This window comes from Paenibacillus sp. JT31N11, assembly GCF_056269285.1.
Map to the genome: position 1 here is coordinate 123,698 of NZ_JBWDNQ010000008.1, position 13,340 is coordinate 137,037.

Genomic DNA, 13,340 nt, shown 5'->3' on the forward strand with positions numbered 1-13,340 from the left:
AATGGTATATCATTCTATTTTCGACGGAATGTTTTGGAATCCTCCATTCCGGTTCTGTGAGATGCAGGTCAGCAGTTGATTAGCGTGGCGTTTCATATCCTCCGGACGCTGCCTAAAGGCGCTGTAGGCGATATGATCGAGACCAATGTGGATAAGGCAGCAGTGAAGACGTTCCTCCATCTGTACGGGCAAGTCTCCGCGCTTCTCCCAGTGGAGATCCAGAATTTCCGGCAAGTTAATCCCCTGCCATTCCGGATACCAAGGCCACCAGTAAAGAAACCAGGCGATGTCATAAAGAGGATCACCATAGAACGCATTTCCCCAATCGATTACCCCGGTTATCCTCCCGTTGTCCACCAGCACGTTTCGGTTCAAGAGGTCGTTATGGACGATTCCCCGGTACTCCGGAAGCTTCGGCGCAAGCAGGCGCAGTCTTTCCATCCCGACATCGAAGGCCCGTGCCTCCTGAGGTGAAGCGTCAAGCCGGTCGCGCCAGCCCGCCAGTCGATCCCGGGGCTCGGCCACAGAGAGAAGCTCAGCTCCCCAGCGCGGTCCAACCCCCTCCGGACGCCAAAGGCCAACATTCTGTGTGCCAGTGAAGTCAAGCTTCTGAAGTTCATGGAGAGCGTCCAGCAGCTGCGGCAGGACAAGTCGTATTTCCGGTCCATTCAGCTCATCGAGATGCTTTCCCGGAACCCGCTCAGATATGGCGTAAAAACCGCTACCCGTCTCGCCAACCTCAAGAACCCTCGGAATCGGGAGCGTCTTGGATGAGTAAGTTCCCATCACATGATCCTTTTCAAAGTCGTCACGATAATCGCCGAAACGGATAACCATTTCATTCCCGTCGAGCATGAAGGAATAGGCTTTTGACCAATCGCCGGCAGCGAGGGGCATCAGATTTTGGGCACGGTTACCATAGCGGGCCTTTAAAAAACGGTTCGCCGTGTAATTGAAATTCTCCATTGTGATTCCTCCTTTTTGGAATTGCTTTGGAATTCCATTCCTTTGCAAACTAACCTTACAGCAAAATCAACGGTATCCTTATTTTACCACGATATTTTTCTGCTTGAACATTTAGCTGCCGGGATTTGTGCAGGGCTGAAATAAAAAAAGCGACAACCGGCCCCTTGCAGCGCGGTTGTCGCTTTTTACTTAAACGAGCCTAATCGTCTATCTTAAAATCCCGTACGGTCAACAGCACCGTATCACCTGAGCTTGATTTCGCAATCGGCCATCCCCGCTTTGATCGCCTCCAGTCTTTCTATCGTTGCGCCGTCATAAAAGCCGTACGCCAGACCGTCTGCCCCGCCCAGCGCAACCGTGCGTATTCCCTTGCGGATCAGGTCCGGCGTTGCCTTGGCGCGGGGAGCGATGCTGTCGATGATGATCTTATCCTCGCCCACCTGACGTCTGACATTGGCAAGCCATTTGCCTTTGTTCAGCACACGCTCTTCATCGCCGGTCTGCTCGGCATAGTCCATGATCCGGATCGAATCCACATATTTGCCGATCTGCGTCAGATCCTGTCCGATGAATTCAGCCTCTGGCCAGCAGGTGTTGAAGCGGAAGTCGACCTTTGCGTTGGCGGCATGGATGGCCTCCGATAATTCCTTGAAGTAGCGGGTAATCGAATCGCAGCGGAATTTAAGCCATTGGTACAGCTCCGGGCTTTCCAGCAGGAACATGACCGCTGACGAGCTGCCCCTCTGCAGCAGAAGCCAATCTTCATTCGCCTCCAGGGTCGCTCTTTTCATAATATCCGCATAATGCCGGACCGTGGCCCTGATTTTGTCCCAGTCCAGCCCCGCCTTGCGGGCTTCCCGCTCGCAGTTCTCACAGAAGCAGCCGCCAAGCGTAACGCCAAGGAAGGGATGGATGGATAGCTGCCCTTGATTGAGCAGGAACGAGCATGTCTGAATCATGTCGATATCGTAATGGGTGACCAGGTCGGTCGCAATCGCACACATGTACGCCCTGGCATCCGGGCTGTTCCAGCAAAGCTGCTGGTTCGAGAAATAGCCGTGACCCGGCGGATTTCCGTAGATGTCGCGCTGGATGCAGTCGGCGAACTCTCCCGCTCCCCGCACAGAATCAAGCGGCGTATGGGAAATTTCGGCTCCGGGACTCATCCCCCGTTTGCGAAGCGCCGTAGTGAAGATTTCCAGCCAATCCGTTCCCTGCAGAAATTCGCGGTCGCTTGGCAGCGGCTTGATCCGGGAATTTGTGTACGATTCCGGGTGAATGGTGAAATAGCTCCGGCTGTCCTCGGCCAGATAGCGTTTGCGCACGGGGTTGTGATGATAATAATTGTCATGAAGCGGACGTTTCTCATGATGCATGACGGCGAGCATATACGCTGCGTTGTTGCCTGCATGGTTTTGTAAATGATCTAAGATATTTTCAATCCCTTCGTCGTGCATATCCCATGGATAAATTCCGGTTGTCAGTTCCTTCCAATACATGCCGATTACCTCCGATGGATGATCTGGATTTTCTTGGCCCATTGACTCCTCAAGGTCTATTTCGCATTAAACTTGGACGGCGTAATCCCGTAGAATCTTTTGAAAATTTTACAAAAATAATAGTAATCGTGATAGCCGGTCATACCGCTGACCGTATCAACTGAATATTTGCCGGACTGCATCAGCTCCGCAGCCGTCTCCATCCGCAGCTTTGTTACATAGTAACGGAATGTATAGCCGGTCGCTTTTTTGAACAGCTCGCTGCAGTAGCTCATGTTCAGGAAGAATTTGTCGGCCAGCTCGCTTAGCGAAAGCTCCTTGGCATAATTTTGATTCACATGCTCAAGCAGCGCCATAAAGTTCCCGTTGTAGCTCGTATGACGGTCAGGCGCTTCCACCGGATGGCAGACGTTTCTGATCATACCCGCAATGGCAGCGCACAGGGAGGACAGGCTCCCAAACCGGCTGACCAACTCCTCATAGTCAAGAAAATCATTGACAGCGGCAGCCTGACCGCATTCCTGCCTCTGACTGATCATGACGGCGAACTGATTCCATAAGCAGGCGGCGTGATAGATGCCATAATTCTCCTCCCGGAAGAGACCGGGAAGACTCTCCATGATTGAGCTGATCTCCTCATCGTTTTTAGCCAGCATCAATCTTTCCGTCTTCCTGACCACTTTATCGAGTCCGGCGCTGCCGGCTGCGGTGAATTTGACGGCACCCGGCTGCCCGCCGACAAAGTAATGGGATGCCGCCATATCAGCCTCTTTGATCAGCCTTCCCAGATTCCCGATGTCATCCGCGGCGCTGCTGATTCCGACATACGCGCTTGTCCCTCTGGCCCAGCTGTCCATAATCGGGATCAGCTCCTCTTCATCCTCCTGCCTGTCGCCATTGAGGATCATCAGGGTCCTGGCATCCCCGACCGCAACGGCAAGATGATGGACAGACGTGATGAATGGCGGCATCTTGCCGTTGTCATCGTGCGATTTCCCTGAAACCATGATAACCTGCCAGTATTTCCCCTTCGGTATAAACCCCCTTGTCTTCAATACCTCCAGCGGGCTGCCCGAACCGGAAGTCAGCTCTTTCATCATGTTCGCACCGGCGCTCCGCTCCTGCTCCAGATTCTGATCGAGCTGCGCCTTCAGCTTCTGAAGCAGCAGGCCGGCTTCATCCGGATCGATTGGCTTGAGCTGATAGTCGAAAGCGCCTCGACGCAGCGCTTCCTGCGCATATTCGAATTCGGCAAAGCCGCTTACGATCACAAATTCACTCTGTATTCCAGCCTTTCTCGTCTTGGTCAGCAGTTCAATGCCCGATATCTCAGGCATTCGGATATCGGTAAATACGACATCCGGTTTGGTGCTGCATATGAGATCGTAAGCTTCTGACGCATCGGTTACCTGAGCTGTCACTGTAAAGCCTTGTTTCTCCCAGTCAAACAGCTTTCTTATTCCTTCCAGGGACCATATCTCATCGTCAACCAACAGAACGCTGTACATATGCAACCCCCAATTTATTTTCTGATTTCGATTCCCGCCTCCTGCATTCCCTGCTTCACCGCATCCAGCAGCTCGAAGGTTGCACCGTCATAGTGTCCCAGCGACAGCCCGTCGACGCCGAGCGTACTCAGAATCTTGATGCTTTCCCGCACCAGCTCCGGCGTCGCGTTCGGTCTTGGAGCGAATGCCGCGATCAGATCCTTGTCGTAGCCGATGCCGCGTCTGATCTTGAGGATCGTATTCTTCTTTCGCTTGAAATTGTCGGGAGCGCCGTACTGCTCCGTATAATCGGAATCCCGCACCGAATCCAGACTGTCCTTCACCGAAGCGAAATCGAGTCCGGCAAGCTCGGGATACTTCAGGTAATTGTTGTAGCGGAAATCGACATTTTTGTTGGCTGATTTAATCGATGCGTTAATTTCGGTGAACAGAGCGGCAATGGACTTCATCCTGAACTCCAGGAATTGATAGAGGGACGGATATTCAAGCAGCAGGCCCGTTTCCAGCAAATCGCTTCCCATCAGCACATGGGCATCCATGACCGCATCAAGGTTGTTATAGGCGCTTGCATGTACAAAACGCTCCAGTTCCTTCAAGTCGCTCACGATCTTATCCCAATCGTAGCCCATATGGATGGCTTTCGCCTTGCAGTGGCCGCAGAAGCATCCGCCTTTCAGCACGCCCAGCAGGGAGCCGACCTTGTTCTCGGGATCGTTCTCCATGAACCAGGGGGCTTTGACGGGTTCGCCTGTCGCGAAAAGCATCATGCAGGTCTGGATAAAATCGATATCATGATTCTTGACCGTATCGTAAAAGATAGCTTTCATGTAGGCTTTGACATGGTCGTTGTTGCAGCAGAAATGGCGTTCAATAATGCCGCCGTGTATATTTTTTTGCAGCACATCGGGAAAATCGGTCTTCGCTTTCTCGCAATCGTAGAAGGTATGGGAAATTTCGGCCCCGGTTTTCAGGTTATTCTTTCTTCCGTATGCGGTAAGCTCGTCAAGCCAGTCTTTCTCCTTCAGAAAATCCCTCGTCGAATACAGCGGCTTCAGCGGTGTATCCGCAAAATTAGTCTCATCCATTCTGTAATAAATGCGGCTGTCCTCGGGCAGATAGAATTTCCGCTTCGGATTATGCGTGTAGAACAGGCTGGTGAGCGGTCTCTTCTCCTTATGCATGATGCCTACCAGATAGACACTGTTGACAAGGCTGTGTTCCATTACATTGTTCACGCAGGTCTCGACTCCTTCGTCGGCGAGGTCCCACGGATAGAGGCTGGATGCTACTTCTTTGATATACATAACGCATTTCTCCTGTCTGTTTTTATTTTTGTCCGCCCGGGAAGAATTGATCGTAGCTGGCGGCAAATTCGGTTGCGGACTTGATTACATCGGGATCCTGCAGCAATTTCTCTTGATAGGCCCTGAATTCATCCATGGATATCGCGCCGGTGATTGCCTTTGCCTCCATGGATTCAAACTCATCCTGCACTCTGGACCATGCGCTGCTCCACGAATCGGATTGCAGTACATTGAACAGTTCCACCTTTGCATCGATATCGTAAAGCGCCTTCATCTCTTCCCGGGTCTGCAGATTGTAGGACATCGGGGCAAGCGGGCTGTCGACCTTGGCGAATTCGGCTGTGGAGAAAATAAACGGCGCATTAAACGAGCTGTTGACTTCCTTCTTGCCCAGATCAGTCAGCGAAGGGAAGCCATCCTGCATGGTGTAGTTGACGCCTTCAATTCCGAAATTGACGAAATTATAATATTTCTCGTCCGTCGTCGCATTGAAAAATTGCAAAATCCGCTGCATTTTCTTCTCGTCCACTTTCTTGGAGATTACCATCCCGCCGAAGTAACCCAGATCATAGATGTGCGCGTAGCCCTTGGGCCCTTCCAGATAAGGAATCAGCGTCAGCTTCGCTCCCGGCTGGGTTTTCTGCAGATCCTGCTCCATATCGTATTTATGCCAGGCGTTCTTGACAAAAGTAGCCGAACGGCCTGTCGTGAACATCTCCTGCTGCTGCGTGCCGTTGATCAGAGCAAATTCCTTAGGAATGGCCCCGTCCGCATAGAGGTCTCTCATGTACTGAACATAGTCCGCATAATTAGAGGTTAAATTCGCATGGATGATGCCGCCGTTGCTGTCCCGAAAGGGATCTCGCGTGCCAAAGGCGGCTGCGAAGAAGCCCGAAACCGGTATCGTGCCGATCGTATCGATCTTCCCATTGCCGTCCGGATCGCTTTGTGCAATGACCTTCATTACATTCTCGAACTCTTCGATAGTGGTCGGTACCTGCAGATTCAACTTGTCGAGCCAGTCCTGCCGGATAAACAAGGCGGAATCGAGATTTCCGCGGGTCCGCGGGATAAAATAATTCTCCCCGTTCACCTTGCTGAGCACCCAGGCATTCTGATTGGTGTATTGCTTGAAGTTCGGATACTTGCTAAAATCGCCCAATTCCGTGGTCAAATCCCAGAATGCGCCTGCTTTAACCGCTTTCAATACACTTGGCGCCGTAATGCTGGTGACCTGCATAATATCGGGTATGTCGCCAGATGCCAGCACCAGATCCAGCTTCTGCTGATAATTGTCCGCCGGTACCCAGTCCACCGAGTAATCCACATTAAACTCCTTCTCCATGCTCTTCCAGAAGTCGCTGTCCTTGGCAGGCGCCTGCTGATAGAGATTGGCCATTCCTTTGAGCACGAGCGGAGCCTCCTGCTCGCCATTCTCCGCTGCCGCGCCTGGCGCATTCGTTTCCTTCGGATTGTTGTCCGAGGCGCTTGGCGTGTTCGTCGATGTCGAGCTGCAGGCCGCCAGGATGGACAACGTAATCGTGATGCATGTCACAAGCAATAACCTTTGCCGCTTCTTCCCCATTTCGCTTTCTCCCTTCCGTACTTGAGATGAAATTCATATCGAGCTCAGCCCTTGATAGAGCCAAGCATGACACCTTTAATGAAATACCGCTGCACGAAAGGATATACCGCCATAATCGGCAGCATGGCCAGCACCACTGTCGCCATCCGCACTGTCTCGGAAGGAAGATTCAGCATATCCACCGAACCGGTGCTGCCCGCACCGCTTGTCGAAGCGTCGACCAGGATGGATTTGACGTAAAGCTGCAGCGTTGTTTTCTGGGAGTCGGTCAGATAGATAAGCGCACTGAAATAGGTATTCCAATGTCCGACCGCGAAGAAGAGCGTAAGGGTGGCGATGGAGGCCTTGGACAGCGGAATAATAATGCGGAAGAACGTCCCGATCTCGGTGCACCCGTCGATCTTCGCGGAGTCCTCAAGCTCCTCCGGGAGGGCATCGATGAAGCTCTTGGCAACGATCAGGCTCCATGAGTTCGTTAGCACCGGGAGAATCAGCGACCAGAGACTGTTCATTAATCCAAGATTTTTGATCAGCAGATAATTCGGAATAATCCCTGCACTGAATAGCAGTGTGAAAATAACAATGCCCATGAACAAATTCCGGTGCGGCATCTCCTTCTTCGTCAGCGCATAGGCCATCGTGTAGGTAAACGCAATATTGAGCGCCGTTCCCACTACCGTTATGAACAGGGTGTTCTTCACCGAATTGATGAAATTCGACGTCGAGAGAATATACGAATAGGATGCGAGTGATAATTTTTCCGGGATAATATACAGCTTAAACGGCACATAGATCGATGGATCGGTTAACGACACGCTGACAATGTAGAAAAAGGGAGCGATACAAATCAATGAGATCAGGCCGGACACGATATAAATGACGACATCCGCAACCGACATTTTTTTGGAATGCATAGCACCTCATCTCCTTCAAATCCATTATCGCTTTTCAATAGATACCGGTATGCCCCATTCTTTTGACAATGCGGTTGGAGATGATGACCATGATGAGTCCGGCGAGGCTCTTGAATATGCCAACTGTCACCGCAATGCTGAAATTCCCTTGATTGATCCCCTGATTGTACGAATAAGTATCGAATACTTCGGCAACGTCCCTTACGAACGGATTGCCCATCAGCAGCACCTGCTCGAAGCCTACATCCATGACCTGCCCGAGCCTCAGAATAAAGAGCACGATAATGGTGGGCAGTATCGATGGCAGCGTAATCCTCAGCAGCCTCTGCATGCGGGAAGCCCCGTCAATGGTCGCCGCTTCGTACTGGGAGGGGTCGATCTGTGTGATAGCCGCCAGAAAGAGGATCGTTCCCCATCCAACCTCCTTCCAGGTGTTCTGAACCAGCAGCACCCACCAGAAAAGCTTCGGATTGGAAAGGAAGGCCACGGGCTCGCCGCCCGCATTTACAATAAACTTGTTCACCAGCCCGATATCGGAGCTGAGCATGAAGAAGGTAATCCCTGTAATCACTACCCAGGATAGAAAATGTGGCATATAAATAATGGTCTGATTCAGCCGTTTGAACTTGGCGGAGCGAATTTCATTGATGAGCAGTGCAAGAATAATGGGAGCCGGGAAGTAGAAAATAATATTCATCAGGCTGATGACCAGCGTATTGCGGAACATCATATAAAAATAAGCGCTGGAAAAGAAATCAGCAAAATATTTAAAACCAACCCACGGACTGCCCCATATCCCTGCGAAGGGACTGTAATCCTTGAAGGCGATAATCAGGCCCCACATCGGCGCAATTTTAAAAATCAGGAAATAGATTAATCCGGGCATGACTAAAAGATAGACATAGCGGTATTTGTAGTACAATCCTTTTCGTTTATCCCATTTATTCTTCAAGATGCGCTTTTCGCTGCCTGCACGTAACGGATACACCTATACTTTTCACCTCCATTCATTTATGGTCATGCCATCAACGTATGAAACCGCTTTATTAACAATCTAATCCAATCCGGGCAGCATTAAAATGTACGGTTTTCGGAACTATTGGACAGATTTCGGTTTTCGGTTTTGGCAGGCAGCTCGATCACCACCCTGGTTCCTACCAGCTGGATGCTATTGATCGACAGTCCATAACGAGTGCCATACAACAATTTAATCCTCCTGTCGATGTTAATAATGCCGATGCTTTTCTTTTTCATGGCGGCAGGCATCTCATCCAGCATGTCTTTTTCAAAGAAGCTGCTTCTTATCTGCTCCAGCACCTCCGCGGACATTCCCTTTCCGTCATCCTCGATAGTAAACCGGATCGTGCCGCTGCCGTCCGCATGCCCCCGAATAATCAGGGTCCCTGCTCCCTTCTTCTGCTCGAGACCGTGGAATACGGCATTCTCCACAATGGGCTGCAAAATCATCTTTGGGATGATGCAGTCCATGATCGCTTCATCTACCTCATAGATGATGGTAAACCGGTTCCTTTGGCGGATCTGAATGATTTTAAAGTACTCCTTGATACAGCCGATTTCATCTCCTACCCGCACATCGTTGTTTTCCTTGATGCTGTACCGGAAGATCTTCGCCATGGCGGTTGTAATCTCGATAATCTCCGGCACCTCCCGGGTTAAGGCGATACCTCGGATGCAATCCAGCGTGTTGTACAGAAAATGTGGATTGACCTGACTCTGGAAAGCCGAGAACTGTGCATTCTTCTTGGCCAGCTCCGCTTTATACAGCTTCTCCTGCGAGGTTACCACCGCTCCGGTCATCGTATCGATATTATCCAGCATTTTATTCAGCGCTCTGGCCAGCAGGCTAATTTCATTGGCCGTATGGATGGTCAGCCGCTGACTGCTGTACCTGTGCCCGATCGAATTCATGAAGCGGGCCATTTTTATGATCGGCGTGGCAATGCTTTTATTTATCGCAAGTCCGAATCCCGTCAGGACGATGACAATTACAACTCCCATGAGAAGCGCAAACTGCTTCAGCGCGAACAGATCCTTGTCAATCTCGACATTCGGAATAATCCCGATAACCCGCCAGTTCAAATTGCTGACCGATCTTTGGTATACCAGCGAATTTTTACTGCCGTTAAACCCTCCGTCGAGGCTAGCCGTCTTCTTGTCGGCCAACGCGGCGCGGATCAGCTCCATGTCCTTCTGCTTCAACTGCTTGTGGTTGGAGGCCACAATGTTATCTTCGTCATCTGCAATAATAAAGAGTGAATTATAATCGGGCTGCAAGCTTGAGACGGTACTGATGAAGCTGTCCGCGTTATAAATGACGACGGTAATAAATTTGTCGTTCGTTACCTCCGAAATGAACGACTTTGTTATACATACATAAAATGCTCTGCCGTTCTCGCGGTCGTTCAGCAAATAATGGGTAGGCTGCTCTAACTGGATAGTGCCGTTATTGAAGCGTCTCTTGATTTCATTCAGCACCCAGAAGTCCTCGCTTCGATTGGCGCCGATATTGATCATATCGAGATCACTAATAATAATGCCGCTGATACTCCTGTTCGAGAGCATGATGGATTCGATCATGAGCTGCATGTCATTGCTGAATTTGAGCAGCTCATCGATACGCTGTGTGTTTATAAATTGGTTGGTAATATTGTTATAAGAGGTAATGTTGGCAATATTATTAATATCCGTTGTAAATGTAACCGCTTTCGTAACTAATTGGTTTGAGGCCTCTTTCAGAAATTCCGAATAGTTTCTTCTGTTGATCGAGTCAAACCAGCTTAGCGATATCGCCTGGAGCATGATAATAATGCCGATGGATATGCATATCAGAATCAGCAGCTGAGACTTCAACTTGATCTTGCTAATCATGCGCTCCCTCCTCTAACGCTGACACCAGTTTGCTGACGGGGACATGCGGGAATTTAATCATCTCCATTCCGGGACTTGGCTGTAGAGGCGGGCCGGACAGGCAGTGAAGCCGGCAGCACGCCCCTATCCCTTGGCTGCATTTGACAGGGGTCAGACTGATGTGAGGCCAAAAAAGAAAAAGCTCCCGGCCTTTGTGAAGGATCCCGGGAGCATGAACAATTTGACAAGACCAAAATACTACCTTTCGAATATTCTTGCAAGACTTATTTTCCATTTTCGTATTCCGCGACTGCCGGCTGCGCCGTTATTCCAATCAGAATTCCACCTGCGCTTTAAGTCCAGTCGCCCAGAAGGTCCCGATAAGCCTCCATATAATCCCCGATAAGCCCTTTTGCAAGCGAGTACGAGTTGACAAGCGGATGGACGGTGAGCGCCTGAACCGCCAGCTCGCGCGAGCGCCTGGCCACAGCTTCGACAGTCAGCCGCTCGAACAGCTTCACGTTTTTCATCAGCAGCGTCATATCCTCCGGTACCGATCCTATGAACACGGGCCTCGCCCCGTCCTTCGTGATCGTACAGGAAATCTCCACTACATCGTCGTCCGCGAATCCCTCGATGGCGCCTTCATTCGGCACCGACAATACGATATTATTCTCTCTCCCCGTCTGAAGCGATTCGACAAAATCCAGCATAACGCCGGCATAGCCCAGCGAATTCGGCAGCTCCAGCTTCTCTGCCGCGGGAATGGCCCTGGCTTGCGAATTGGTCTCGATTGCCATATAAGACGCTTCCCGTTTCTGCGTATAGTACAAATAAGTTTGAATGGCGGCATCGGGATTAGCCCCGATATCCATGTGACGAAGCTGCTCCAGCATGGCTCTGTTGTTCTCGGCAATCATTCCGCCCCGCGTCATCTCCGCGTCCCGGATATTCGCAAAAGCCTTCTCGCGATGATAGTAATAGTACAAATATTCGTTGGGCAAATACGGCAGCGTATGCAGCAGATCGGGATCGAACATCGCAAATTCGCTGACCCGGCTTGTGAACCCGATATCGTTCTTCAGCTCCGGCAGCAGATCCCGGCCGCGGTACACAGCCTTGCTCATCCACGACAGATGATTCAGCCCGAAAAATTCAACATGCAGCTCCCGCGGATCGATTCTGAGGGTTTCCGCCATTCGCAGTTTGGTATGGCCGGGTGTATCGCAGATGCCGATAACCCGGTCGTAACCGGCACTTCGCAGCGCCTGGGTTACAAGCCCGGAAGGGTTGGAGAAGTTGAAGATCCAGGCGTGCGGAGCAAGCTGTTTGGCAATTTCACAATACTCCATCAACACGGGAATCGTCCGGATGGCCATCGAGAAGCCGGCCGGTCCGGTCGTCTCCTGCCCGATGACGCCGTGCTTCAGCGCAATCCGCTCATCGGTGTAACGGGACTGCTCTTTGCCGACACGGACGGTCGTTACGATATAATCGGCGCCGCGAATCGCCTGCCGGCTGTCGGTAGTCATCGTCAGCTTCAGTACGATGCCGCTCCGGTCGATCACGATCCGGCACAGCTTGCCGATAATGCCGAGCTGCTCTTCATCTGTATCGTGCAGCGTCAGCTCGGTAATTCCGGCAGCCTCGGCTTTGAGCGTCAGACTTTTTGTGAAAAGAACAGCCCGCACACCGCCTCCGCCTATCAATGTCAGCTTCATGACGAGACCTCCTGATTTACCGATTGATCCTGGTTTGCGCGGATGAAAGCCTCCAGCTCCGCCCGGTCAGGCGCCCCCCCGCTTCCTCCGTACGAAGCGACCGAAAGCGCACCGCATGAATTGCCATAGCTGAGACAGGTACCCGTGTCCAGCCCGTTAAGGAACCCGTACAAATATCCGGCGTTGAACGAGTCTCCCGCACCCGTGGTATCTACCGCTGTTACCGGATATGCGGGACGGTGCATTCTGATACCGTCCTTATGTGCAATCGCGCCCTTGGGTCCGAGCTTGACTACAATATGATTGCTGAATGCCGACATATGCTCCAGGCTGTCTTCAACCTGTTCAAGACCCGTATAGTGCAGCGCTTCGGTCTCGTTCATCAGAAAAACATCCATATAGGTCATCAGCTCAAAAACGCCCTTATTCCATTCGCCCGTATCGTCCCAGCCAACGTCGCAGGACAGCGTTACGCCCTTCGCCTTCAGCGCCCTTGCCAGCGCAATGACCGCAGCATGGTTGCGCGTTCCTTTATAGCAGGTCAAATGAACGTGCTTGCCCTCCGTAATCCGGTCGAGATCAAGCTTGCCGACGTCGAGCTCCTGATTCGAGCCTGCGTAAGTGATGAACGACCGGTCCACCTGTGGATTGATGGCGATCGTAACGCCGGTATTGTAAATTTGACTGGTTCCCAATAAACTGGTATCGATACCATATTGAACGAACTGATCCCGGATAAAGTGTCCGTAGCCATCATCTCCGAGAATGCCGTTGAAAGCAACCTTCATGCCGAGCTTGGCGAAGGAGATGGAGAACAATGCAGCTCCCCCGCCAACGTGCATCATCATGTTGTCCACGAATATTTCCTGCCCCGGCTGGGGGATTTCATTGCATCCCACCACTACCAGGTCGATATTGGCATCGCCGATCACAACCGCATCGAATTTTTTCACTGCACTCTCCCTCTTCCGCTCC

Annotated in this window: 10 protein-coding genes; all 10 read right to left on the reverse strand. The window is 51.3% G+C overall.

The genetic code is table 11. The features are described from left to right. Positions 1–9: 9 nt before the first annotated feature. Positions 10–966 carry a phosphotransferase family protein gene (locus AC0YNV_RS24920; RefSeq protein WP_475770445.1) on the reverse strand — a complete coding sequence of 319 codons (957 nt, stop codon included), beginning with the start codon at positions 964–966 and terminating at the stop codon, positions 10–12. Between the two features lie 242 nt (positions 967–1,208). Next, on the reverse strand, positions 1,209–2,465 hold the full coding sequence (locus AC0YNV_RS24925) for a beta/alpha barrel domain-containing protein (protein ID WP_210040846.1): 1,257 nt from the start codon (positions 2,463–2,465) through the stop codon (positions 1,209–1,211). Between the two features lie 56 nt (positions 2,466–2,521). After that, entirely contained in the window at positions 2,522–3,973 is a 1,452-nt protein-coding gene (locus AC0YNV_RS24930; RefSeq protein WP_475770446.1) for a response regulator, read from the reverse strand. A 14-nt stretch (positions 3,974–3,987) separates the two neighbouring features. After that, the gene (locus AC0YNV_RS24935; RefSeq protein WP_475770447.1) at positions 3,988–5,277 is read right to left on the reverse strand and encodes a hypothetical protein; all 1,290 of its coding nucleotides are present in this window, start codon (positions 5,275–5,277) and stop codon (positions 3,988–3,990) included. Between the two features lie 22 nt (positions 5,278–5,299). Beyond that, entirely contained in the window at positions 5,300–6,862 is a 1,563-nt protein-coding gene (locus AC0YNV_RS24940; RefSeq protein WP_210040840.1) for a type 2 periplasmic-binding domain-containing protein, read from the reverse strand. Between the two features lie 44 nt (positions 6,863–6,906). Then, positions 6,907–7,776 carry a carbohydrate ABC transporter permease gene (locus tag AC0YNV_RS24945; RefSeq protein WP_210040838.1) on the reverse strand — a complete coding sequence of 290 codons (870 nt, stop codon included), beginning with the start codon at positions 7,774–7,776 and terminating at the stop codon, positions 6,907–6,909. A 34-nt stretch (positions 7,777–7,810) separates the two neighbouring features. Continuing rightward, a complete protein-coding gene (locus AC0YNV_RS24950) occupies positions 7,811–8,764 on the reverse strand; it encodes an ABC transporter permease (protein WP_475770448.1) in 954 nt (317 codons plus the stop codon). A gap of 86 nt (positions 8,765–8,850) precedes the next feature. Further along, positions 8,851–10,665, reverse strand: a complete 1,815-nt coding sequence (locus AC0YNV_RS24955) for a sensor histidine kinase (RefSeq protein WP_475770449.1) — start codon at positions 10,663–10,665, stop codon at positions 8,851–8,853. 332 nt (positions 10,666–10,997) lie between these two features. Continuing rightward, positions 10,998–12,365: a family 4 glycosyl hydrolase gene (locus tag AC0YNV_RS24960; RefSeq protein ID WP_475770450.1), complete on the reverse strand. Its 1,368-nt coding sequence runs from the start codon at positions 12,363–12,365 to the stop codon at positions 10,998–11,000. After that, complete coding sequence (locus AC0YNV_RS24965; protein ID WP_475770451.1) at positions 12,362–13,318, reverse strand: carbohydrate kinase family protein; 957 nt, start codon at positions 13,316–13,318, stop codon at positions 12,362–12,364. The genes AC0YNV_RS24960 and AC0YNV_RS24965 overlap by 4 nt, the downstream gene beginning before the upstream one ends. Positions 13,319–13,340: the final 22 nt, after the last annotated feature.